This is a genomic window from Limosilactobacillus reuteri, from assembly GCF_020785355.1.
GTDB classification, from domain to species: Bacteria; Bacillota; Bacilli; order Lactobacillales; family Lactobacillaceae; genus Limosilactobacillus; species Limosilactobacillus reuteri_I.
This window is the reverse complement of the sequence record NZ_JAJGVH010000083.1, coordinates 1-25,395: the sequence shown is the minus strand read 5'-3', so window position 1 is coordinate 25,395 and position 25,395 is coordinate 1. Positions and strand designations below refer to the sequence as shown.

Annotated in this window: 17 protein-coding genes and 1 pseudogene; 15 read left to right on the top strand and 3 right to left on the bottom strand. The window is 36.7% G+C overall.

The genetic code is table 11. The annotated features are described in order from the left end of the window. Positions 1 to 9 precede the first annotated feature (9 nt). The 3 genes from LMB56_RS10570 (at position 10) to LMB56_RS09470 (ending at position 2,659) form a co-directional block, all read left to right on the top strand. Positions 10 to 177, top strand: coding sequence for an acyltransferase family protein (locus LMB56_RS10570; RefSeq protein ID WP_411268603.1), 168 nt, complete (start codon positions 10 to 12; stop codon positions 175 to 177). 210 nt (positions 178 to 387) lie between these two features. Beyond that, a complete protein-coding gene (locus tag LMB56_RS09475) occupies positions 388 to 876 on the top strand; it encodes a hypothetical protein (RefSeq protein ID WP_229279761.1) in 489 nt (162 codons plus the stop codon). A 58-nt stretch (positions 877 to 934) separates the two neighbouring features. Next, on the top strand, positions 935 to 2,659 hold the full coding sequence (locus tag LMB56_RS09470) for a YfhO family protein (RefSeq protein WP_229284223.1): 1,725 nt from the start codon (positions 935 to 937) through the stop codon (positions 2,657 to 2,659). A 45-nt stretch (positions 2,660 to 2,704) separates the two neighbouring features. Here the strand turns inward: LMB56_RS09470 and LMB56_RS09465 are convergent. Next, positions 2,705 to 3,466, bottom strand: a pseudogene (locus tag LMB56_RS09465) (IS30 family transposase). Positions 3,467 to 3,602: 136 nt separating this feature from the next. On the opposite strand from LMB56_RS09465, the gene LMB56_RS09460 reads away from it, so the two are divergent. The 8 genes from LMB56_RS09460 (at position 3,603) to LMB56_RS09425 (ending at position 14,190) form a co-directional block, all read left to right on the top strand. Then, entirely contained in the window at positions 3,603 to 4,451 is an 849-nt protein-coding gene (locus LMB56_RS09460) for a hypothetical protein (protein ID WP_229279759.1), read from the top strand. A 206-nt stretch (positions 4,452 to 4,657) separates the two neighbouring features. Beyond that, a complete protein-coding gene (locus LMB56_RS09455; RefSeq protein ID WP_229279758.1) occupies positions 4,658 to 6,979 on the top strand; it encodes a glycoside hydrolase family 73 protein in 2,322 nt (773 codons plus the stop codon). Positions 6,980 to 7,125: 146 nt separating this feature from the next. Beyond that, complete coding sequence (gene rfbA, locus LMB56_RS09450) at positions 7,126 to 7,995, top strand: glucose-1-phosphate thymidylyltransferase RfbA (protein WP_152718276.1); 870 nt, start codon at positions 7,126 to 7,128, stop codon at positions 7,993 to 7,995. A gap of 13 nt (positions 7,996 to 8,008) precedes the next feature. Continuing rightward, the gene (gene rfbC, locus LMB56_RS09445) at positions 8,009 to 8,590 is read left to right on the top strand and encodes a dTDP-4-dehydrorhamnose 3,5-epimerase (protein WP_003670616.1); all 582 of its coding nucleotides are present in this window, start codon (positions 8,009 to 8,011) and stop codon (positions 8,588 to 8,590) included. 11 nt (positions 8,591 to 8,601) lie between these two features. Next, positions 8,602 to 9,642 carry a dTDP-glucose 4,6-dehydratase gene (gene rfbB, locus LMB56_RS09440; RefSeq protein ID WP_229279757.1) on the top strand — a complete coding sequence of 347 codons (1,041 nt, stop codon included), beginning with the start codon at positions 8,602 to 8,604 and terminating at the stop codon, positions 9,640 to 9,642. A 146-nt stretch (positions 9,643 to 9,788) separates the two neighbouring features. Then, complete coding sequence (rfbD, locus tag LMB56_RS09435; protein WP_229284224.1) at positions 9,789 to 10,628, top strand: dTDP-4-dehydrorhamnose reductase; 840 nt, start codon at positions 9,789 to 9,791, stop codon at positions 10,626 to 10,628. A 71-nt stretch (positions 10,629 to 10,699) separates the two neighbouring features. Next, positions 10,700 to 13,000 (top strand): GH25 family lysozyme, encoded by a 2,301-nt coding sequence (locus tag LMB56_RS09430; protein ID WP_229284225.1) that lies wholly within the window; start codon positions 10,700 to 10,702, stop codon positions 12,998 to 13,000. Between the two features lie 71 nt (positions 13,001 to 13,071). Continuing rightward, positions 13,072 to 14,190: an AI-2E family transporter gene (locus LMB56_RS09425; protein WP_229277487.1), complete on the top strand. Its 1,119-nt coding sequence runs from the start codon at positions 13,072 to 13,074 to the stop codon at positions 14,188 to 14,190. Positions 14,191 to 14,232: 42 nt separating this feature from the next. Here the strand turns inward: LMB56_RS09425 and LMB56_RS09420 are convergent, their stop codons facing one another. After that, entirely contained in the window at positions 14,233 to 15,702 is a 1,470-nt protein-coding gene (locus tag LMB56_RS09420; RefSeq protein WP_229284226.1) for an LCP family protein, read from the bottom strand. Between the two features lie 185 nt (positions 15,703 to 15,887). Between LMB56_RS09420 and LMB56_RS09415 the strand changes: the two genes are divergently transcribed. From LMB56_RS09415 to LMB56_RS09400, 4 genes are all read left to right on the top strand, one after another. Then, positions 15,888 to 17,465: a peptide chain release factor 3 gene (locus LMB56_RS09415; RefSeq protein WP_065867945.1), complete on the top strand. Its 1,578-nt coding sequence runs from the start codon at positions 15,888 to 15,890 to the stop codon at positions 17,463 to 17,465. A gap of 165 nt (positions 17,466 to 17,630) precedes the next feature. Then, entirely contained in the window at positions 17,631 to 20,426 is a 2,796-nt protein-coding gene (locus tag LMB56_RS09410) for an NlpC/P60 family protein (RefSeq protein WP_229284227.1), read from the top strand. 213 nt (positions 20,427 to 20,639) lie between these two features. Next, complete coding sequence (locus tag LMB56_RS09405) at positions 20,640 to 21,440, top strand: DUF4767 domain-containing protein (RefSeq protein WP_229284228.1); 801 nt, start codon at positions 20,640 to 20,642, stop codon at positions 21,438 to 21,440. 257 nt (positions 21,441 to 21,697) lie between these two features. Next, the gene (locus LMB56_RS09400; RefSeq protein ID WP_229284229.1) at positions 21,698 to 23,560 is read left to right on the top strand and encodes a L,D-transpeptidase; all 1,863 of its coding nucleotides are present in this window, start codon (positions 21,698 to 21,700) and stop codon (positions 23,558 to 23,560) included. Between the two features lie 253 nt (positions 23,561 to 23,813). Here LMB56_RS09400 and LMB56_RS09395 read toward each other — a convergent pair whose 3' ends face one another. Continuing rightward, a complete protein-coding gene (locus LMB56_RS09395; RefSeq protein WP_229282092.1) occupies positions 23,814 to 25,043 on the bottom strand; it encodes an IS110 family RNA-guided transposase in 1,230 nt (409 codons plus the stop codon). Positions 25,044 to 25,395 lie beyond the last annotated feature (352 nt).

Here is a 25,395-nt window from a genome sequence, read left to right as displayed (position 1 = left end):
TGGGTTGATATAGTTAAAGGAATTGCAATTTTAGCAATGATTACAGGGCATAATTTAACCGGTGCACCTGGTGAAAATTTACTAACATTATTAATATATTCATTTCATATGCCCGTATTCTTTATTATGTCTGGATTTACGACGAAGATAAAAAATTATAGGGAAAAAACTATTTAAGCTAATTAAAAAGATTCTAGTTCCAACGATAATTGTAGTGATTGTTTGTACAATTGAACGAATAATGTTCCATATCTATAATAAAGATGTATTTTTTAGGCAATATTAAGTGCATTAGTTTTGCACCGCCAACTCCAGCAAGAGGACACTTTACAATTGATACTATGTGGTTTTTAATTGTGTTTTTTTGAGTAAGTTTTTCTTTTATTTATGACAAAAGTAATAGATTTAAACTATGTAGGGATAGTTTTTGTTGTATTAGCCTACATTAGTAGTAGCTTTGCTGATAGAATTTGGTTAATTCAGGCATGGGATTTAGTGCCCGTTGCCTGTTTATTTATGTGGATAGGTGCTGAGTTTCGAGAACATTATCCAGCAATAGAAAGGAAAAGAGTTTTATTAATCACAATTGCCTTTGCAATTTGGATTTTGGGATTAGAAAATAAGATTTATATAGATATGGCAATGAGAGTATTTCCTAATTTTATTTTCTCTATGATTTTTATAATTTCTGCTTCTTATTGCATAATTTATTTTTCAGAAGGTATAAGCAGTACAAAATTGGGCAATTACCTAGCATTTTTTGGAAGAGAAACATTACCGCTATTGTATATAAATACTATAGATTTCTTTTTGGCCTGGGGTTACCTTTCTACTTTCAGTCGTATATTATTAGACATTTTTTTGGATTGGAATTAAATTATTAGCTTGGAAAATTAGTAGTAAACAAATTAGAGTGTAGCTTAGGAGGGATACAGTGAAAAATAATATAATCGTTAAGAAACTCATATTATTAATATTATTTTGCTTTTTGTCAGTGATATTTATATTACCATTAGTTAAAACAAATATAATATTTTATGGTGATGATTTAATATTTCAACTTCATAGAATTTTGGAGATGGTAACTAATTTTAAAAATGGAAATCTATTTATTGGTATATACACTTATACTTTCCATAGTATTGGTTACCCTTTAAATTTGTTTTATCCTTGGGTAACGTTATTACCATTTATATTTTTTGGTTTGCTTGTAAAAAATAGTGTTATTGCAATATATATTGGAATAGCATTCTATACATTTTTAACGTTGACATTTACTTACTGGACAACAAAGAAGTTTTCAAATAATAATTTACAATCCTTTATGACTGCAATAATCTATACGTTTTGCTCTTACAGAACAATAGATATTTATGCCAGGTTTGCATTAGGAGAGTTTATAGCATTAACATTTTTGCCATTATGTGTGTATGGGTTGTATGCAATTGTATTAGGAAATAGTAAAGATTGGCCCTTTCTTGGATTTGGTATGTCATTTGTTCTTCTATCACATCTTCTTAGTGTAGTACTTTATGCTATTTTTTTGCTTCTTCTTTTTATTATTTTCATAACTTATAAAAAAATAACAAAAAGAAGAAACCGTGTTATAGACCTTGGGAGGGCTATATTAATTTCTATTTTAAGTTCAGCAATTTTTTGGATTCCTTTCTTAGAACAAGAGACATATCAAAAAATATCACAACCCGATAAAATGGATATGGTTGCACAAGCGCTTTTGCCAAGTAAGGTTATTATGGAATCGCTAAATAATAATTTAACTCGTGGTGATGCAGGTAATACTTATAATATTGGTATAATTTTATTTTTAGCAATAATTATCGGAATTGCACAGTATAAAGATTGGGATAAAAATTATAAAATAATTTATTTTTTGGGGATAGTATTCTTGTTTGTATCGACGTCATTATTACCTTGGAACTTGATTGAAAAAACGCCATTGAGCATTATCCAATTTCCTTGGAGATTTTTAACGATATCATCGTACTTATTAAGCCTAGTTGCAGGACATGAATGTTATATTTTAATAAGTATCATTGCTACTTCATACTATAGAAGAATAATTGTCATACTTGTACTATCTGTAATAACTATAGTGCCATGGTATGCTGGAATAACCAATTTTAAAAATCCAGTAAATAATAATGAAAAATTTGCTTTGGCTACATTTACCCCAAGAGGAGTTAATTATACTGATTCTGGAAAAAAAGTAGAACCAGCTTTATATCACTTAGGGGACTATGCTCCTATAGATGGTACTAAAAAACTTCCTGAAATAATATCAAAGAATGCTAGTATTAACGGGAAAAAGTTTACTTTAAAAAAGACTATTGTTAAACCCAATGAAATCGAATTTAATAATAGTAAATTTAAAAATTCTAGAAATATAACACTACCAATTTTCGCCTATAGAAATTTGAAAGTCTATAATAAAAATGACCAGGAATTGTTTTATAAAGTTAATAGTTACAGACAAATTGTTGTAGGGAAAACTAATAATAGTAATTTAATTAAAGTCAAATATCAAATGTCAAATTTAGATAAATTTTCTGTAGTAACTAGTATGTTAACTTGGATTATCGGTGTCATTTCCTTTGTCAGGAAAAAAGGGTTGGGGTCTCTCAAAAAAGCAAAATTCTAAAATAAGCTTATCTAGAGCTTTAGAAAACCGAAATGTTAATTTAAATTAGAAAAAACTTGAAACTTGTTCATCTGTGATATGACTTAGAAATACTTCGAGTAGCGTGCAGTAATTAAGCGACTTTTGTGGAATATTATTTCTACGAAGCATTAACAATGCATCACAGGTAGATGTCAGAAGTCAAAGCGTTTACTGAGACCGTCATGACATAAAAGACCATTGTTGTTTTCATTCAAGCCTTGTTGGTTCGGTGCATCAACCTTCGTAAAGTAAGTGTGGGTATCATGCTTATTAGCGATATCACACCATCTAGCTATCAAAAGTAATTGACTTAACAAAATGACGAGGCATTTTAGAAAGCCAATTATCTAGGCGATGGTTGACAGCTTTATCAGTTTTACGGTGAACGTTAAGGATAATGGACTGGCGTTTCACGAGTGTCATCACCGCACCACGATGGCTTTTCCCTTGAACAGTATCAGCTTCAAAGTGACCAAACTCGTGCTGGTAATGAGGGAAATTACTATATCATTGATAGATACTGCGACTGAGGTGACCGGCTTTAATTTGTTTGTTGATGTAGCTAATCTCGGCTTTAGGAAGTTGAGTTTTTCCACATCCACAACGCCGTTTATTACGTTGGTAGGATTGGAGATACTGTCTTACTGCTATGAGGAAGCGATAAACACGATAAACAATTTCTTGGCTTTGCTTAAGAAATTTAGCAACTTGATTAGTCTTCGTTCTCTGGTTTCCAAAATCAGCTATGAGGGTTAATTCATATGTGGTGAGATGTTTATAGGTCATTTGTGGTTATTCAAAAGTCTATCACAAATGGCTTGTTCCTTTTCTAACTTAATTTTACAAACGGCGTAATAAAAGAAAATAACATTAATTAATATTCTGTATTTGAATATATATCAAGTATAAGGAGAGAAGATATTTGGTAAGCTTTTTGGATGATCTCTTGAAATATAAGGATATTATAAATATAGCTTCGACAATTATCTTTGGCTTTTTTACAATAATTTTTGGCTTTTCTAGCTATACTCTTTCTAAAAAAAGCAATGAGATAAGTGGTGAGGCTAATAATCTTGCTAAGAAGTCTAAAAAGATAAGTGAGATTGCTAATAACATCAGTGAATTAACTGCTCCCTTAATAGTAACAATTAATGATTTCTCTATATTCAGTATAAAAAATAAGAGTAAAGACGAACTGCCTGTGGATCAGAACTCAAAGGAATATTATCAATTTAACTTTGAAATAGCTGGAGGTCTAACTATTGAGCATGGTATGATCGATAGTGTATATATTGCTGTTTACAAAAAAGGTAAAAGGGAACCGGAATTCAATAATGTTATTAATAACGATGGGGTAATTAATAATGATGGAAAGTCTATTACTTTAAGTAATATTCAAGTTAAAATGCCATCTTTGTCTAGTGACAGTAAAAAGGAAATTTTTGTGTTCTATTTTGTTATTGTGGATAAGACAATGAAAGTAGAAATATTTGCAGTAATCTTGCAAGCAGAAAGTTACATAAAAAAAGAATTTGAAAAGCAAGACAAATTTATGATATCGAAGACAAGCTATTTGGACGTTCGTAATGGTGTAAGCAAGCAGCCTATTAAAACTTTCGTGATAATTAATAGTAAATATTTACTGTCTGCTAATTATAAACGCTTTTATAGTTATAAAGGGAAAAATTATTCTAATTTAGGGAAAATAGATAATATAAAAATATTACAAAAAGCAAATCAGATTAAAAAATTAATAAAAAGCAACCTTTAAATAAGCAAAACCAATCCAAAAGCTAAAAATTATCTAATAATTGATTTTAATATATTTTATAATTATAGGTTAATTTTAGAGATAATTTATATATTATGGCAAAAGATTACAAGTAACCCACTTAAAACTTACTTGTAATCTTTTTGTAATTTAAGAGTGGTAAACTAAAAAACGACTATATAAAAGGGAAAGGTATATCTTAAATTATGGCAAGTGATAGTAACTCAAAAAACAATCAGTTTCGCATTGTATTACCAGTAATCTTTACATTTGGGGCTTCATTAGTTTTCTTCCAAGGAAATGCACATGCTGATGATGCCAATGTTACTGCTAATACAGCGGTCACTACTACACAAACCAGTGACAATCAACAAAGTAGTAATTATCAAAATGCTAATGTTGTTTTGATGACTGCCCAAGCTGTTCAGACTCATGCCGCTGAGCAGACTGCTAATACAGATCCTAATAAAGGAGCTGTTGATATTAGCGCGGAGAATGCACAAAATGTCGCTAATACACCAGCAGTTGATACTCAGCCTAATGTGTCAACGAATCAAATAAGTAATACCCAAGCTGATCCAGAAAATGGAACTACTTCAACGACCGTTAGTGGGACTGGTAACATTAACACTAATGGGCTTTCTGCTCGTAACGTACAATTTTTAGAAAGTATCCACCAAGGAGCCGTTGATGGCTGGAAGCAATTTGGAGTCTTGCCATCATTGACTGGTGCTCAAGCTATTATTGAAAGTGGTTGGGGGCAATCTGCTTTAACTACTCAGGGTCATAACTTGTTTGGGATCAAAGGCTCTTATAATGGACAATCAGTTACAATGCCGACTTATGAGTATTATGGTGGTCGGTATGTTCAAATAAATGATGCTTTCCGTGCATATCCGTCAAATTATGAAAGTATTGTCGATCATGGGCGTTTCTTAAAAGAAAATAGCCGTTACAGTAATTTAATTGGTCAGAAAGATTATCAAACAGTCACTCGCTTAATTCGACAGGACGGGTATGCGACTGATCCTAGCTATACTACTACACTTAATCGTGTAATCCAACAATATAATTTAACTGCTTGGGACCAAGAAGCTTTTAATGACAACATCAATACTGGTCATATTGATAATGTTTCTGTTCAAGGAAATAACCTTAAAGTTGAAGGCTGGCACGCTACTAATAATTATGATCAAAGTATGCATCACTTTATCATTCTACTTGATGGTAATACTAAGCAAGAATTATATCGTCAAGAAGTTCCTGGTACTTACCGGCAAGATGTCCAAAACGTTTATCCAAATGCCAAGATTTCTGGTTGGGGTGGTTTTAGCTTAACTGTTCCAAACTCTGCTAATTTTGCAGGTAAGGCAATTCAAGTTGTTTCTCGTTATACTAAGAATACTAATGGGGAACCAAATGGTGGAGACGATTTATGGTTTAATTCGGTAAATCTTAATACCAATGCTGGTTATCTTGACAATTTCAATATTGATACTGCTACTAATACTCTTAATATTAGTGGTTGGCATGCAACTGATCAATCTGTTGGCAAGGATCATCATTTTATTATCCTTTATGATGCCACTAAAAACCGGGAGTTAGGTCGATATGAAGTTAATTCCGCAATTCGTAATGATGTTGCCAAGGTCTACAATGTTTACAATGCTGGTAAATCAGGATTTAACCTTCAAGTAAACATTAGTCCGGCGTTGATTGGTGATAATATTCAAGTAATTTCTCGTTACAGTAATGTTGCTAATGGTGAAGGCAATTATGTTGATTATTGGTTTGCACCAAAAACGTTTAATGCGAACCAGTCATATTTAGATAAGGTTGAGATTTCAGATAACCAAGTTCATGTTAGTGGTTGGCAAGCTGCTGATGCAAGTGTTAAGGAACAAAATCATTTTGTGATTCTTTACGATGCTACCACTCATCAAGAAATTGCTCGTAAACAAGTAAGTAATGTCAGTCGCCCTGACGTTCAACGAGCTTATCCAAACATTGCTAATGCTGGAAAGTCTGGCTTTGATGTTACCTTTGACTTTAATAGAGCAGCTTACGCGGGACATCAGTTACAAGTAATTTCCCGCTATAGTGATGCAAATAATGGTGAAGGTAATCGTACTGATGCATGGTTTGCTCCTACCACTGTCCCAAGCAACAATCAAGGATTTCTTGACAGCTTTGTTGTAAAGAATGGTGAAGTAAGGGTAACTGGCTGGCAAGCCGCTGATCAAAGTTATAATCAAAAGAATCACTTTGTTATCCTTTATGATGCTACAACTCACCGTGAAATTGCACGTCAACAAGTAACTAACTTAGACCGACCTGATGTTCAAAAAGCATATCCGTCAATCTATAACTCTGCTAAATCTGGTTTCAAAGCAGCATTTAAATTAGATAGTAGTTTAATTGGACATGAGATCCAAGTGGTTTCCCGCTATAGTGATGCAAACAATGGTGAGGGTAATCGTACTGATTTCTGGTTTGATGCTATTAAGTTACCACAAAATCTATATTAATTTATCGTTTATAGCTAAGCAGTACTTTAAATGTAGGTGCTGCTTATTTTATATAGAAACCTAGAGCGAATTTTTAATATAAAAACATTGTTCAATTACTTGTGTTAAAATAAGAAAGGATTTTTGTTAATCATAAGGAGGCCACTATGAAAGGAATAATTTTAGCTGGTGGGTCAGGAACCCGCCTCTATCCAATTACGCGTGGTATTTCAAAACAATTGATTCCGGTTTATGATAAGCCGATGATTTACTATCCTTTGTCGACTTTGATGCTGGCCGGAATTCGGGATATTTTGGTGATTTCTACTCCAGAATATATGCCCCTTTTTCAAGAACTTTTAGGGGATGGGACCAATTTAGGACTAAACTTCTCTTATAAAGTTCAAGAAAAGCCAAATGGACTCGCCGAAGCCTTTATTCTCGGCGAAGATTTTATTGGTGACGATAGTGTTTGTTTGATTTTAGGAGACAATATCTATTATGGAGCTGGTCTGTCTGAATTGGTTCAATCAGCAGCGAAAAAAACTGATGGCGCCACGGTCTTTGGTTACCATGTCAATGATCCAGAACGTTTTGGCGTGGTTGATTTTGATGACCAGATGCATGCCTTATCGATTGAAGAAAAGCCGGCTCATCCTAAGAGTAATTATGCGGTGACTGGTCTTTACTTCTATGATAATCAAGTAGTTGATATTGCAAAAAACATCAAGCCATCGGATCGGGGCGAACTTGAGATTACTGATGTTAACAAGGAATACCTGCGTCAAGGCAAGCTTGATGTTAAGTTAATGGGTCGTGGCTATGCCTGGTTAGATACAGGTACGCACGATTCAATGCTTGAAGCAGCCAATTTCATCGCCACGATTGAAAAGCGGCAAAACTTAAAAGTGGCTTCCTTAGAAGAAATTGCTTATCGGATGGGTTACATTAATAAGGACCAGTTAGTTGAACTTGCTCAACCATTAAAGAAGAATGACTATGGTCAATACTTATTACGGTTAGCACAACAGGACTAGGAGTGAACAAGTAATGGGAAAATTAAACGTTCAAACAACAAAATTACAAGACGTCAAAATTATTACGCCGGCCGTCTTTGGTGATCACCGGGGTTTCTTTGAAGAAACTTACTCTGATCGTGACTTCAAGGCAGCTGGGATTGACTTTAACTTTATTCAAGATAACCAGTCCCTTTCTACGCATGCTGGTGTCCTTCGTGGCTTACACTTCCAACGGGGGAAAGCAGCCCAAACAAAGTTAATCCGGGTAGTTACCGGTGCTGTTCTTGATGTGATTGTTGACTTACGGAAGGGTTCACCAACATACAAGCAATGGGAAGGTTATATCTTATCCGCAAGTAACCACCGTCAACTATTAGTTCCCCGGGGATTTGCTCATGGCTTCTTGACTCTAACTGATAACGTTAACTTTGTTTATAAGTGTGATAACTATTATGATGCAGAAGCTGATGGCGGAATTTCCTTTAAGACGCCGGAACTAAACATTGACTGGCCAATTGAATTTGATAAGGCTATTACTTCCGAAAAGGATGCTGCACAACCAACCTTAACTGAATTTGAAAAAGACAACCCCTTTGTTTATGGTGAAATTTAAGCGAGGTCGCTATGGAAACTTTTAAAAATATTATTGTTACCGGGGGAGCCGGTTTTATCGGTTCCAACTTTGTTCACTATGTTGTTAACCACCACCCGGAAGTTGAGCACATTACGGTTTTAGATAAACTGACTTATGCTGGTAATCCGGCCAATCTTGATGGCTTGCCAAAGGATAAAGTTGAGCTCGTAGTTGGCGATATTTGTGATAAGGATTTAGTTGATAAATTAGTAAGCAAAGCTGATGCAGTTGTGCATTATGCCGCGGAAAGTCACAATGACAATTCGTTGATTGACCCAACCCCGTTCATCCAAACTAACATTGTTGGGACTTCAGTTTTAATCAATGCTTGTCGCAAATATGACGTCCGTTACCACCATATTTCAACGGATGAAGTATATGGGGATTTACCGTTGCGGGAAGACTTACCCGGTCATGGTGAAGGGAAAGGAGAAAAGTTTACTCCTGAATCACCATACCGACCATCAAGTCCTTACTCTTCATCCAAGGCTAGCTCTGACTTGTTAGTGCGGGCCTGGGTCCGGTCATTTGGTTTACAGGCGACGATTTCCAATTGTTCCAATAACTATGGCCCTTACCAACACATTGAAAAGTTCATTCCCCGTCAGATTACTAATATCTTGAGCGGTATTCGCCCCAAGCTTTATGGATCCGGTAAGAATGTGCGGGACTGGATTCACACTAATGATCATTCGCGGGCGGTTTGGGATATTTTGACCAAGGGAAAGATCGGTGAGACTTACCTCATCGGGGCCGATGGCGAGAAGAACAACAAGGAAGTTCTCGAAATGATCTTAGAGTTAATGGGCCAACCTAAAGATGCTTATGACCATGTCAAGGATCGTCCCGGCCACGATTTGCGTTATGCCATTGATGCCACGAAGCTCCGGACTGAACTCGGTTGGCAGCCCGAATTTACTGACTTCAAGACCGGCTTACAACACACGATTGATTGGTATACGGAACACCAAGATTGGTGGAAGGACGAGAAAGCCGCAGTTGAAGCGAAGTATGCGAAAAACGGTCAATAAAAGATAAAAAGAGTCGTGTTATTCCCGAAGTTTAAGGAATGCACGACTCTTACTTTAAGGACAACAGATGGATGACATGGAAAAATATTGAGAGCTGTTGTCAAACTGATTATATCATTAATTAGCTTTAATTAAGGAGAAAACAAATGACAAAAATTTTAATTACTGGTGCCAATGGTCAACTTGGCTCCGAATTACGTAATTTATTGGATGAACGCGGGGGTGCATATGACGCTTTTGATTCTAACCAAATGGATATCACTGATCAAGTTGTTGTAAATGAAAAGATTAGTGCGCTTAAGCCGGAAGTAATCTATCATTGTGCTGCTTATACCGCCGTTGATAACGCGGAAGATGTTGCTAAAGACCTCAATTGGCAAGTAAACGCCGATGGTACGCGCAATGTTGCCGAGGCCGCTAAAAAAGTTGGCGCTAAGATGGTTTACATCAGTACCGATTATGTCTTTGATGGGACCAATGAAGGCGAGTATGAAGTTGATGCGCCCACTAATCCACGGAATGAATATGGTAAAGCTAAACTTGCCGGTGAAAAAGCAATCCAAGAAATCTTAACTGATTACTACATCATTCGGACATCCTGGGTCTTTGGTAAATATGGCAAGAACTTTGTATACACAATGATTCGTCTTGCCAAAGACCATGATCAGCTCACTGTCGTTAACGATCAATTTGGTCGGCCAACCTGGACTAGAACCCTGGCAGAATTTATGACTTACTTAGTCGATCATGATCAGCCATTCGGTACCTACCAGCTATCTAATGAAAATAGTTGTTCCTGGTACGAATTCGCTACCGAGATCTTAAAGGATAAAGATGTTGAAGTCGCTCCTGTTGATTCTTCAGCATATCCGGCCAAAGCTTACCGCCCTCGCCATTCAGTTATGAGCTTGAAGAAGGCAGAAGATACTGGCTTTGAGATTATTGATTGGCAAACAGCCCTTAATAAATTTATGGAAATAATTTAAATCTTAATAAAACTGTAATCATTTTTGTGGTATCTTTAATAGTGATATTTCTAACTTATAGGGAGATAACAATGGAAATAAAGAAACACTATAAATTATACAAAGATGGTAAAAATTGGTGTGCAATGGCTTTAGCTGTTGCGGCTGTTTCAGCGGGATTAGTATTGGGAAATACAAACGTAAAAGCTGATACGCCGGTTGATAATGTACCGGTAGTTAAAACTACTAATCCTACTACTGGCGATGCCAATGCAGAGCTAGCTAGTCAAGAAAAGGCTGCTCAAGCAAAGGATAACGGGAACTACGGCTACCTTGATTCTGCTCAAGTTGTTAATAATAATGACTTGCATGTTAGTGGCTGGCAAGCAACCAATCAGGCCGCTGGCAAAGAGAATCGTTATTTAGTGGCTTATGATAGTACTACTAATACTGAATTAGGTCGTACATCGGTAACCGGAAATGTAGCGCGTCCTGATGTTGCCAAGGCTTATCCGGATGTGGTCAACGCTAAGGATTCCGGTTACCAAGCAACGATGAATAATCTGGACTGGAGCAAGGTTAAGAGCGTTGATGACCAGATTCACATTGTTAGTCGTTATAGTGATGCCGCTAATGGTGAAGGGAATCATGTTGATAATTGGTCACAACCAATTAATCTTGATAGGGGAAATTATGCTTATCTCGATAATTTTAGTGTTGCCAATAATCAGCTTCAAGTCTCTGGTTGGAATGCGACAAATCAGGCTTTAGGTAAAACTAATCATTATGTCATCTTATTTGATCGAACAACGGGACGCGAAATTGCCCGGAACAAAATTGAAGCTACAGAACGTCCTGATGTTGCTAAAGTGTATCCACAGGTTATTAATGCTAAAGCTTCAGGGTTTAATACAGCTTTTTCGTTAGCTGGGATTGACTTTAATCACGAATTACAAATTATCAGTCGCTATAGCGATGCTGCTAATGGTGAAGGCAACCGGGTTGATTATTGGTTTGCACCTAAAAAATTTATGTCAGGTAATACCAGTAACCAAGGAAATCTTGACTCCTTTAATCTTAGTAATGGTCAATTAACTGTTAGTGGATGGCACGCTACTGACTATTCACAAATTGAAAATAACCACTACCTAATTTTATTTGATAATACGAATAAGACTCAAGTAAAGACAATTAAGGTTGCGAATGTTACTCGACCAGATGTAGCCAAGGTTTATCCCAATGTGCAGACGGCAGGTCAGTCTGGATTTGATGTTAACTTTGGTTCTGTGGTTCTTATCCCTAACCACAGTTACTCAATCGTTAGCCGTTATTCTACATTAGATGGAGGCAATGGGGATAATAGACAAAGTAAATACACTGATTGGTGGTCAGCACCAATTACTTTAAATCAGCAGGCTTCTTATATTGATAGCTTTACTAAAACAGATAGTGGCTACAGTGTTAAAGGATGGATGGCTAGTGACCAATCAATTAACAAGCCTAATGCTTACCTTATTTTATTGAATAATGGCCAAGAAGTTGCCAGAACGAAGGTCGAACTAACTGACCGTCCCGACGTAGCTAAAGTTTATCCAAGCATTTACAACTCGCAAAAGAGTGGCTTTAACGGTGAATTTAAGGTGGATCCAGCTAAGGTAAACGGCACCCTTAAAGTAATTATGCGGTTTGCTGGTGATGATGCTAACCAAAATTATAGTGACCAATACAGTCATGATTACTTAGTTAACGACGCTGGTAATCTAATCACTGTAGAAACAATAAACAACATAAATGCATCTCCTCTCTATACAGTCGATGTTTATTCTGGCAGTGATGATAGCATAATTAGTGATTCCTATGCACAAGGTGTAATTGTTAAGGCAACTCAGGGAACTTATTATGTTAATCCTAAATGTAATCATCAATATAATCTTGCTAAACAGGAGGGAAAGTTAACAGGGCTATATCATTATGCTGGTGGAGGTAATCCTGTTACAGAAGCTCAATACTTTATAAATAGTATTAAGAACTACGTAGGTCAAAGTATTTTAATTCTTGATTGGGAACAAGGCCAAAATCCTGCCTGGGGAAACACCAATTGGGCAAGACAATTTGTTGATGAAGTTCATCGTCTTACCAATGTATGGCCACTTATTTATGTTCAAGAATCTGCACTTAATCAGGTTGCTAACTGTGCTAATGATTGTGGATTATGGGTAGCAAAATATCCATCTATGAACTGGCATTCATGGACTGTTCCAGACATGAATGTAAATTCAGGGGCTTTCAAACAAATAACTGGATGGCAGTATACCGGTGATGACCGAGACCGTTCTATCTTTTATTTAAATAAAGAAGAGTGGATGAAATTAGCTAACCCTTCTGAAGTTTAATAATTTAAACAAATCTACCTAAATTTATTGTACAATTTTAGGTAGATTTTATTTTTGAGAGGAAAACTTAAATGTCTAAGCAAAAATTTTATCATTGGCTGTTTTGGCCATTGCTATTACTAACAGTGGCAACTCTAATCTGGATGTGTACAAAAATTCAGTTTATTTTTCAGCCGTTTTTAACATTTATCTCAGTAGTTTTTGTTCCATTGATTATTTCTGGATTCCTATATTATATGCTAAACCCAGTCTTAAAGCTTTTTATGAAGATCAAAATTGGGCGTTTTCATATGAATCGTGGAATTGCTAGCTTATTAATCGTACTTTTATTGATCGTAATTGTTGTTGGTGGAATTGCCATGTTAATTCCACCAGTTGTAAAGGAAATTTCAACATTAGTACGTAACATGCCGCAGACGGTCACAGGAATTCAACACCTTATTAATGATACAATTGAGCACTCATTCTTGCGAAACGTGGATCTAAATGCATATTATCGGCAATTTGATCACCAACTAGCAGGATATGCGCAAAAAGTTTTGCAAGGCCTATCAACGCGGGTCGGGGATATTATTGGAATGCTGACGAACGTGACAGTGGTAACAATTACTGTTCCGGTAATGCTATTTTATATGCTTAAGGATGGGTCTAAACTTATTCCAAGTATTCAAAAATGGCTTTCTCCCCACCATGCAAAAGAAGTAAATGACTTGCTTGGGAAAATGAATTCAACTCTATCTTCCTATATTTCTGGGCAAATGATTGAATGTTTATTTGTCGGTGTATTTACCTCAATTGGTTACGTTATTATTGGCCAGCCGCTGGCAATTGTTCTCGGAATTGTTGCTGGTTTGACTAATATCATTCCATATATCGGACCTTATATCGGGATTGCACCAGCATTATTTGTTGCTTTAACGATGGCACCAAATAAGATCATTTGGGTAATTGTGGTGGTGATCGTTGTTCAACAAGTTGATGGAAATATTGTTTATCCTAATATCATCGGGAAGACGCTTCAGATTCACCCATTAACAATCATTATGTTATTACTTGCTGCGGGCCATATTGCTGGAATCGGAGGAATGATTTTATGCATTCCATTCTATGCCGTTATCAAGACTGTTTGTGAATACTTCTTTGATATTTATCGAATTGAACATCCTGTTGATAAAAATAAAACTGAATAATAAAAAAGCATTTTCGTCTTCACTTGCGAAAATGCTTTTTTATTAATAATACCGATGTGTATATCCATAATGATTGCCATATGTTGGGTGAGTATAAGTTGAATGATAACCATTATAAGTGTGGTATTGAGGGGTAGAATAATGATGCTGGATAGGAGCAGTCGGTGTTTGGTTTCCAGTTGCCGGAACTGCTCGAGATTCACTGTAGCTTTCATTGTTACCCGCTGTGTATGCTGAAGATGATTCAGTCTCATTTGTACTCCGTCGGGATGAACGAGAGCTGCCAATAACTTCATCACTTCCATTACCACTACCAGGATCATTGTAACTGGCACCACCAGGAAGGATAAAGTCTGTTTCATTGTAACCATTATAGTGTGGTTGTGACTTGTACATCTTCGTTTCGTGATTAACAACGTTCTTAGCCTTTAAGTCAAGTTGAGCTCGTACCAGTTTTGAAACCCGATTGATTTCTTTAGGACTGGCAATCTGGAAAGAGACTCCTTCGATCGTTGCGTTTTGTCCTTGGAAATGGTAGGTCTTAACATTGTTCATTGCGCCATGGTAATTACCATACAAGGTCGCAATATCATCAATTGGAATATTAGTCTTAACGCCATCCCCAACAGCATCTAAAATCTTGTTAGCTGCCCCAATTGAACCTGAAGCCTTGAACTTATTAATAACGCTCTTTAGAATTTGTTGTTGCCGTTTTTGACGACCGTAATCATTATTTGGATCATCATACCGCATCCGGGAATACTTCAACGCATTTGCTCCGTTGAGGTGTTGTTTACCTTTCTTGAAGTGGTGGCCTTCGTAGTCAAAGGCAAATGGGTTATCAACCTCGACTCCGCCAACGGAATTAACAACTTTTTCGAGAACTCCCATGTTAATAACCGCATAGTAATCAATCGGTACATCAAGTAATTCTGATACTTGCTTTACGGTTTGCTTTGGCCCATTGATTGAATAAGCAGCGTTGATTTTAACGTAATCAGGGCCATCACTAGTTTCAACACGTACTAGGATATCACGAGGAATACTAGTCATAGTAATTGTTTTCTTTTTCGGATTAATAGTAAATAGTTCCAAAGAGTCAGTATTACCACCCTTGTTACCACGATCTAAAGCACCGACATCTGTTCCCATGGCCAGGACGGAAACTGGTTCACCTTTTTGTAACTTTTTACTAATTTTTCCATCACCAGCGCCAAACACCCCTTTGGCAACTGAGTGAACTTTATGATATTCGTAAAATCCGCCGGCCACTACTAGACAAATTAATAACCCAATTAAAGCGCGCACCCAATTTGGCGTTCGGTAGTGATGCTTTTTTGGCGGTTGATAATCGGGTGACGATTGTTCTTCTTCTCGTCGCAAACGATTTTCACGTCTGTTGTGTGCTTCCTCGCGTTCTCGCCGCTTGCGTTCATTAACGTCACGTTGGATACGTTCTTCCATCCGTTTACGGTAATGTTCCCGCGATTCGTTGTTATTGTTATTATCCATATACTAAGTACCTCAATAAAAATAAGTTCTAACTTTATTAATATAGCAGAAAATTAATCCTAAGTTCAAATATATCTCAATACTTTAAACTTTCTGTAACTTTTTTAAGAATAGACTTTCATAAAAAATTGTAATAATATAGTAGAGATATTTCACGAGAATAAAATAAGGAAAGGAAAAAATTAATGTCACCAAAAGAACTTGCTGAAGCAGTTAATAAACGGCGTACGTTTGCCATTATTTCTCACCCGGATGCCGGGAAAACAACGATTACTGAACAACTCTTGCTTTTTGGGGGAGTAGTTCGTGAAGCCGGGACCGTTAAAGCACGGAAGACCGGTAATTTTGCAAAGTCAGACTGGATGGAGATTGAAAAGAAGCGGGGAATCTCTGTTACCTCATCTGTTATGCAATTTGATTTCCAAGGTAAGCGGATCAATATTTTGGATACTCCAGGGCACGAAGATTTCTCTGAAGATACTTATCGGACATTAATGGCGGTTGACTCTGCTGTGATGGTTATTGATAGTGCGAAGGGGATTGAGCCGCAGACTAAGAAGTTATTCCAAATTTGTAAGATGCGGGGAATTCCGATCTTTACCTTTATGAATAAATTTGACCGAGATGCCCGTGAACCACTTGATCTCTTAAATGAAGTTGAAGACGTATTAGGAATTGAGACTTACCCAATCAACTGGCCAATCGGTTCTGGTCACCAGTTCAAGGGAATCTATGACCGCTTTAACCATCGTGTTGCTTTGACGCACCCAGCTGATGAAAACAATCCTTACTTACCATTAGATGAAGACGGTAATGTTAAGGGCGATAACCCATTAGCTGGTGATGGTGAATGGCAAGATGCAATGGACGGCATGGAATTAGTTGAAGTTGCCGGTAATGAACTCGATCAAGAAAAGATTGCCAAGGGGGACCAAACACCGGTCTTCTTTGGATCTGCTTTAACTAATTTTGGAGTTCAGACTTTCTTGGAGACCTACTTACAGTTTGCGCCTGCACCAAGTGACCACAAAACTGAGGACGGGGATGTTGTTAAGCCCCTTGATCCCGAATTTTCTGGTTTTGTCTTTAAGATCCAGGCTAACATGAATCCTCGTCACCGTGATCGAATTGCCTTTGTTCGGATTTGTTCTGGTGAATTTGATCGAGGGATGGATGTCACATTATCCCGGACTAAGAAACCAATGCGGTTATCAAATGTGACTGAATTTATGGCTGATACCCGTGAAAATGTTGAGACAGCGGTTGCCGGTGATATTATCGGTTTATATGATACTGGAAACTTCCAAATTGGTGATTCTATTTACAATGGTAAAAAGGATATTCAATTTGAAAAGTTGCCACAATTTACGCCAGAACTGTTTGTCCGTGTTTCTGCCAAGAATGTGATGAAACAGAAGTCCTTCCACAAGGGAATCAATCAATTAGTTCAAGAAGGGGCCGTCCAGCTTTACCGGAGTTATTCTACTGGTGATTATATTCTCGGTGCAGTTGGTCAACTTCAATTTGAAGTATTCAAGTTCCGGATGCAAAATGAATATAATTCAGAAGTTGTGATGGAACCAATGGGAACTAAGACTGCCCGGTGGATTGATCCAGACCAATTAGATGAAAAGATGTCGTCATCACGAAACATCTTAGTCAAGGATATCCATGATCAGCCATTATTCTTGTTTGAAAATCAATTCGCCGAAAATTGGTTTAAGCAAAAGTACCCTGATGTGAAGTTAACAGCGAAGTTATAATAGTTAATAAAGTGTTTATGGAGCTTTTTTTCTTCATAAGTACTTTATTTTTTTGCCTGAAAATTGTGAAGAAAAAATGAAAAACTATTTAAAAATTATTAAACCTGTGATTTAATTAACGTGTTTAAGTGAAAGTAATTTATTTGTAGAAAGTCAGGTAATATTATGCAAGGAAAAAGCCACTATAAGCTTTTTAAAGCTGGTAAAAACTGGTGTACGATGATGATTACGCTAGTAGCAGTGGCAGCAGGAGTTTCTGTTGCTAGTGGAACAGTGCATGCAGATACGGCAACTGCTCCAGCTCAAACCCCAACTGTTGCTGTAACTAACGAGTCAGTAGACAAGGGTGCTCAACCTTCAGATATTAAGGTGCCTAATTTGGCAACTGATAAGCAACAGGGCACAGATATTGATTTCCAAACACCAGTAAATGCTGGTTATATCGATACAGTAACTGCTGATACTGACAATGCTAATACAATTGATGTTAGCGGTTGGCATGCTACAAACCAGTATAAGACAGGAATGGACCATTACTTAATTGCTTTAAATGGTGATAATAATCAGGAATTATATCGTGGAAAAGTAGAAACAGTTAGTCGTCCAGATGTTCAAAAGGTTTACCCTAAAGCTCCGATTTCTGAAAATGGTGGTTTTAAAGCTTCGATTCCAGTAGATCGTCTAAATAATGCTTCTTCGGTTCGCTTCGTTTCACGTTATACTAATGATGCCAACGGTGAAATAAACGGTGGTGCTGATTTTTGGTATCCTACGATTCAAACTAAGGCTGCCTATTTAGATAACTTCAAAGTTAATGGTAACAATATTGAAGTTTCTGGCTGGCATGCAGATGACCAGTCTGTCAACAAGCCAAACCATTTCTTGATTCTTTTTGATAAGACTAAGAACAAGGAAATCACCCGTCAAGCTGTTAAGACTTTGGCAAGTGCTGATGTAGCACGAAATGGTTATAATGAAATTGTTAATGCAGATCATTCCCGTTTCAGTGCTAACTTTACCATCACCCCAGCAATGTTAGGCGATGAATTAACGATTGTTAGTCGTTACAGCTCTGATGCCAAGAATGGTGAAGGAAATCGTTCAGATTACTGGTTTAATAATTCTCTCAAATTAGGTAAAGACAAAAATGCCGGTTACCTCGATCAATTTAGAATTGATAATAAGTCTAACAAAGTGATTGTTAGTGGTTGGAATGCTAATGATCAATCTACCGTATTAACTAATCATTACCTAATCTTGTTTGATAAGACGGCAAATCATGAAATTGCTCGTCAAGCTGTTAAGACACTGGCAAGTGCGGATGTTGCCCAAAATGGTTTTGCTGATGTTAATAATGCTGATCAAGCACGTTTTACAACTTCCTTTGATATCACTCCAGCAATGGTCGGTCATCAATTTGTTCTCGTTAGCCGCTACACTGATGATGCAACTCATGGTGAAGGAAATCATTCCGACTATTGGTATAATCAAGCAATAGACGTATATGCAAATCAAGCTGGGTACCTTGACCAATTCCACGTTAATGGTGCAAATAAACAAGTAGTAGTGAGTGGCTGGCATGCGACTGATGCTTCCGTTCTATTAAAGAATCATTATCTTATTCTATTTGACAAGACGGCAAATCGTGAAGTTGCTCGTGAAAATGTAAAGGTGGTTCCTAGCGTTGATGTTGCTCGCAATGGATATGGTAACATTCAAAATGCTGGTCAATCGCGCTACAGTACAACGTTTGATATCACTCCAGCAATGGTTGGTCACCAATTTGTTCTTGTCAGCCGTTATACTGATGATGCCAAGAATGGGGAAGGAAACCATATTGATTATTGGTATAACAATAATGTGAACTTAAATAATAATCAGGCATGGTTAGATCATTTTACTCAAAATGGTACAACTATTTCTGCTTCTGGTTGGCACGCTGATGATGCATCGATGATTGACTCTCATCACTTTATAATCTTATGGGATTTAAGTAAGGGTCGTGAAATCGCTCGAAAAGAAGTAACTAATGTTGCCAGTCCAGATATTAATAACGTTTATGGTAATATCTTAGGCGCAAATAACGCTCGATTTACAGTTGACTTTAATATTGATGGTCAATATGCTCACGATGCTATGCAATTAGTCAGTCGTTATAGTAACGCAGATAATGGTGAAGGAAACTATTCGCAAGTATGGCTTACTAATCAATATTTAAATCTTTACCAAAATCCTTCATGGATGTACCAAATTAACTATAGTCAAATCCAACCAAGTGGTCCCGTTGGTCATAACATCGGCCCTGGTTATGAAGGAATTAAGACGCAACTAGTTAAGGATCGAATTGGGACTGGTTATCAACATAACACTTACACTACTGCTGATGCTTACCGGGTAATGAGTGTTCAACGAGCTCATGGCTTACCAGCAACTGGTTGGGTTGACTATAACACTTGGGTTGCATTAGGTCTTCCAGCTGATCAATGGACAAGCATTGATAGCTACGTAGCCCCACTTGGAGCAGGTGCTGGTGCTTCACGTCAAGATCATATTGAAGCAATGATTCGTCAAGCATATCAATACATGGGTAAACCATGGCTTGCAGGATGTTCTTCATCTCCAGCTTACGGTGTTGATTGTTCTGGGTTAGTAATGCAAGCTCTATATGCTGGTGGAATTAATCCAACTTCATGCAGTTCCATCTATCATGGCTTCCCTGGCAATGAATGGAATTCTCGAAACCTCTTTGCTGATCCGCACTTTATGAATGTTTCATATAATGATCGGCAACGTGGGGACCTTGTCTTCTACTATCAACCAGGAACCCATACTATTTGGCACGTTGCGATTTACCTCGGTAATAACCAAGTAATTGAAAGCTGGCCACCAAGAGTAATGGTTCAACCAATTGTTAATGGTCAACGTAATGTAATTGCAGGTATCAGACGGGTATTTGCTTAATAGGTGAAAAAGGTTTAAGGTGTGTCGTGCACTTTAAGCCTTTTTTGTTGAAAATATTTGGCAATTAAATATAGTGTTTAATTATTAGTCAGAGTATAAATAATTTATAAGCTTTTAAATAAGGGTTGAAGATTCTTAGCTTTTTCTCCTCTCTTTATTGTAAAATTTGATTGAAAGCGTAACCATTAAACGAATTAGGAGAGATAATTATTTATGAAAAAGAAACTATATAAGGCAAAGAAAAATTGGGTAATCGGTATAATTATTAGCGCTGTTTTTGGAGTTAATACTGGGATAACAGTAAAAGCCGATAGTAATCCAGATATAAACAATACAATTTCACAATCTGTTAATTTAAATCAATTACAAGAAAGTAATAGGCAAGGAATAGATCAACAAATTAAACAACCAGTTATTCCTCAAAATAATGTTCAACAAAGTAATTGGAATCCTACTAAGGATCAACAACTTAATAGCTATATCAACCAATACGGACAGCAACATGGGCTGACTTTTCAGAAGTATGATGGATCAACTTCAATGCCAATTGATGGCGATTATCCAATGTTTGACATAACTAAAGTACAAGATAATCAAAATGCTACAATTGGCTATAGCAAAACAGGTAATGATGATTATGACTACAATGTTGTTGCCATTTATAATCATTACCAAGGGAAGACTGTTCCTAGTGAATTTCATGATACTTATTGGTTTGTGTTTCATAATAACCAACCAGTTGTACTAGAAGATAGCACAACTAATGGGGGAACAGTCTGGCTAAATAATGAGCAAGCTGTGCGTGAATGGGATAGCAAGACTGCGGATAATATGAATAATTTTCAAGCGGTATTTACTCAAATTGCAAATAATGAACCGATTTATGACATGCAAGATCAAGGAAACTATGCATGGTTAGACAATCATAGTCTTAATAATGGCCAATTAAATATTAGTGGCTGGCACGCAACTAACAAAGCGATTAATAAAAATATCGTTATACTATTATTTTAAACGATGAAACACACCAAGAAATTGCTCGAAAGAATATTACGAATGAGCAAGTAGAACGTAATGATGTTGCAGTAGTACATAATATTTACAATGCAGCTCAATCTGGTTTCAATGTTCAATTTGACCTTGCTAATGTTATTGCTACTACTCCTAGTATTCAAGTAGTTGACCGTTATACAGATGATCCAGATGGTAATAGTAATGCAATAGATTACTGGTTTACACCGTTTAATCTTGATCATGGAAATTATGGTAATTTGGATAATGTTTCAGTTAAGAATAACCAGTTACAACTAAGTGGCTGGCATGCAAATAATGGTACTGCTAATAAGAAGTATCACTATATAATTGTTATCGATAAAACAAATAATAACCGTGAACTTGCTCGTCAACGGATTACGGAAAGTATTTCTCGTCCAGACGTTGCTAAGGTTTATCCTGAAATTTACCAAGCTGAGAAATCTGGCTTTGATGTAAAATTAACAGCTTCATTATTTAACTTTAATCACCAGCTTCAAGTAGTGGATCGTTATACAGATGATCCAGCTGGTAATGGTAATGCAATAGATTATTGGTTTGCCCCATTTGGAGGAGGATTTGCCAATCAGGGATGGGTAGATGCTGTAAATCTCGCAGATGGTAATAACGTTCAGATTAGTGGCTGGCATGCGAATGATGTTACCCAGTATGAGCAAAATCATTTCATTATTCTTTATGATCAAACTGCTAATCAGCAAGTGGCCGTCACCAAGGCAACTTCCTTTACTCGTCCAGATGTTGCAAAAGCTTATCCTGATATTAAGACAGCAGGTAATTCTGGTTACCAAGCTGAATTTGATTTAACAAATGTAAAGTTGTTATCAGGGCATAGCTATTCTGTTGTTAGCCGTTATTCAACCGCATTAGAGGGAAATGGTGATCAAGGTGCCTATACTGATTACTGGTCGAATTCATTTATTTTAAATACTAAGGCAAATTATCTTGATCAAGTTCAAATGACTAAGGATGGACTAAAAGTAGCCGGCTGGATGGTTGATGATAATTCATTAATGCAACCCAATGCCTATGTGATTATTCTCAATAATGGTAGGGAAATTGCACGCCAACAGGTAAAATTAACGGCTCGTCCTGACGTTGCAAAAGTTTATCCAGGGGTATTTAACAGTTTGAATAGTGGCTTCAATACTTTAGTAAAATTCGATCCACAATTAGTTAATGGTAATATGCAAGTTCTTTTGCGATTCTCAGCCGATCCATTAGGAAATAACAATTATAGTGATCAAATTAGCAATAATTATAGTTCTAATGTAGGTAGTTTTGATCAAATTGATGTCAATAAGGCAACGGTTTCTATTAATGGTTGGCATGCAAGCAATCAGAGTGTAAATAAACCATATCAATACTTGCTAGCACTTGGTGAAAATGGTCAAGAATTAGCAAGATGGAAAATTGCAGAAAAAGGTCTAGTGCGTTCAGATGTTGCAAAGGCTATTCCATATATTTTTAATAGTGGAGAATCTGGCTATAGGCTAAGTATTGATATTCCGAATAATGTTCAACATCATACAGTTCGTTTTATTCATCGTTATACCGATGATCCATCCAGTAATGGGGATTATTCAGATATTTACTCTAATCCAGTGATGGTAAATAATTTTATGCGGACACCAATTGATTATCGTCAGCCATCAGAATATGCGCCATATCCAGATCTTAAGACGCTTAATAATTTCTGGATTCACGTAAAGATTGGAAATAATCGAGTTTATTTAATGAACAATAATGATGTTGTTTATACAATGTACTGTACAGCAGGTTACTATGATCATGGTGTAAGTACAACCCCAACTGGTACATTCCATATCCAAAATGAACGTGGAAATAGCTTTTTTAATCGGAGTTTAGGAGAAGGAGCTAATCACTGGACTTCATTTTTAGATCATGGCGTTTACCTCTTCCATACAGTTCCAACTGACGCTTATGGTAATTACAAGCCTTATGAGGCAAGTCAATTAGGAATTAATCAAGGGTCACACGGATGTATCCGTCTATCTATTCCTGATGCAGCATGGATTCAATATAATGTGCCAACTGGAACGAAAGTAGTTATTGATAATTAGAAGTAAGAAGAACCTAAGCATTTTGACTTTAGGTTCTTTTTTCTTTTACCCTCTTGCCAAATCTCTCATTTACATATATACTTAGTTACATAAGTAATTAAGTGTTAAACAAAAAGTCATGTGGTAATAAGTCAAGATAAAATTATCACTGACAAACTTGTTTTGACCAGATTTTTGACGCACTTAAATAAGCCTTGATCCCAAGGTGTTTTAAAAGCTAAGCGTCGAGAATCAGTTTATCTTCCTATACCAATTACCTCTTTTCCTGATAGATTTGATGATTTTTGAGTAGGAAGAAAATCACCCTAATAAGTTTACGTGCGGTAAGGACGAGAGCGCGTTTTGATGGGGTATGCTTTACTTCTTGATATTTACGCCGATAATATTCACCAAAAACTGGATCTTGGATTCTAACTCTGTTGGCAGCTTCAACCAAATAGTATCTAAGATAAGCATTACCAGTTCTCTTGAGCGGAGTATTATCACTAGCGTAAGCTCCGGACTGCTTTTCTCGCCAGGAAAGCCCAGCATATTTAGCCAATTTAGCTTCATTATCAAATCGTTCGATTTGACCAATTTCAGCTAAAATACCAGCAGCGTATACTGGTCCAATTCCGGGAATGGAGCGCAAAATCTGTTCTTCATCAGTTACTTGAACTACTTTCTCAATTGCTTTGTCGAGGTCTTTAATCATCTTCTGAAAAGCTTTAATTTCCTCGGCATAAACGGAGAGAACTGTATCAACTGAATTAGCAATTACTTTGTCTAAACGATAAGAAGCACGAACTGCCTTTTGAATTATTTTCGCCAAGGCTTCAGGGTTCGCGAAGCGACCCCGGCCGTGTTCATTCAGATAATCGGCTAAATCAGTAATCGAAAGATTAAGTAAGTCATCAGTAGTCATATCTTCAGTTAGCAGACTCATCATCGTTGAACCAAAGATAGAAGTATTCAGTTCATCAGAAATTACTAATTTATTGAGCTTGTAGTATAGGTTCTCAATAAAGTGTTGCTTAGCCCGAGCTAAGCTTTGAACAAGCTCATATCGGGAACGCGTTAAGCGTTGCAGGGCAATGTAGTTCTCTTGACGAACAATCCCTACTGAATAGCGTCCAACACGTAGGAAGTCAGCAATGTAAAAAGCGTCGATTTGATCATTTTTATCTTCAGCGAAGACATCATGATAGCGCTTAGTTTTCTTAGGATCGATAACCACGGATTGTGTATTGAACTTTTTAAGGTCCGAGTCTTCTTGGAAAAACATTGCTGGGTGAAAGCTGTAAATGGAAGTGGCTTCCATGCCAATCACAACTTGGTCGAGATGATTTGAATTCGCCGTATCGATAATCATGTTTTTTAATTCTGTTGCGCCTTTCAAATCATTAACAAAGTTACCATGGAAAACAACTTCAGTTGTTTCTTCAGAAATCATTGAAGTTACTAAATCTTTTGAGCTAACGTCAATACCGACAAAAAGTTTCATTGGAATGGCCTCCTTTCATTAAAATTTACTGGTCTTAATCTGATCACTGCATGATAGCCCCTAATTACAATCACTAAAAACATCCTCGCAAGTATCAGTATTCATTGGTTAGAGAGTTAAAGCTGCACCTAATCCTACTCTGAATTAGTAAACTATCTAATCGATACAGCATGTGAGTTCGAAAATCAGTAGATTGGCTGGGCGGCAGACTTCATAAGTAGTTAAAAACTACAGGAGGTATTAACCTATACCAGTTGACCAAAGCCAATGATAATTAGAGGTTATCATGCGGTGACCAGAAAACAAGTTGTAATGTAGCAAAATCCGTAAGGATATATTTATAGAATACGAG

What these genes read in the sequence shown, in the direction of transcription:
- LMB56_RS09420 (WP_229284226.1), bottom strand. Translation starts at nt 15,702, where the DNA reads ATGGATAATAACAATAACAACGAATCGCGGGAACATTACCGTAAACGG.
- rfbB (WP_229279757.1), top strand. Translation starts at nt 8,602, where the DNA reads ATGGAAACTTTTAAAAATATTATTGTTACCGGGGGAGCCGGTTTTATC.
- rfbD (WP_229284224.1), top strand. Translation starts at nt 9,789, where the DNA reads ATGACAAAAATTTTAATTACTGGTGCCAATGGTCAACTTGGCTCCGAA.
- LMB56_RS09455 (WP_229279758.1), top strand. Translation starts at nt 4,658, where the DNA reads ATGGCAAGTGATAGTAACTCAAAAAACAATCAGTTTCGCATTGTATTA.
- rfbA (WP_152718276.1), top strand. Translation starts at nt 7,126, where the DNA reads ATGAAAGGAATAATTTTAGCTGGTGGGTCAGGAACCCGCCTCTATCCA.
- rfbC (WP_003670616.1), top strand. Translation starts at nt 8,009, where the DNA reads ATGGGAAAATTAAACGTTCAAACAACAAAATTACAAGACGTCAAAATT.
- LMB56_RS09395 (WP_229282092.1), bottom strand. Translation starts at nt 25,043, where the DNA reads ATGAAACTTTTTGTCGGTATTGACGTTAGCTCAAAAGATTTAGTAACT.
- LMB56_RS09430 (WP_229284225.1), top strand. Translation starts at nt 10,700, where the DNA reads ATGGAAATAAAGAAACACTATAAATTATACAAAGATGGTAAAAATTGG.
- LMB56_RS09405 (WP_229284228.1), top strand. Translation starts at nt 20,640, where the DNA reads ATGAAAAAGAAACTATATAAGGCAAAGAAAAATTGGGTAATCGGTATA.
- LMB56_RS09415 (WP_065867945.1), top strand. Translation starts at nt 15,888, where the DNA reads ATGTCACCAAAAGAACTTGCTGAAGCAGTTAATAAACGGCGTACGTTT.
- LMB56_RS09410 (WP_229284227.1), top strand. Translation starts at nt 17,631, where the DNA reads ATGCAAGGAAAAAGCCACTATAAGCTTTTTAAAGCTGGTAAAAACTGG.
- LMB56_RS09425 (WP_229277487.1), top strand. Translation starts at nt 13,072, where the DNA reads ATGTCTAAGCAAAAATTTTATCATTGGCTGTTTTGGCCATTGCTATTA.
- LMB56_RS09475 (WP_229279761.1), top strand. Translation starts at nt 388, where the DNA reads ATGACAAAAGTAATAGATTTAAACTATGTAGGGATAGTTTTTGTTGTA.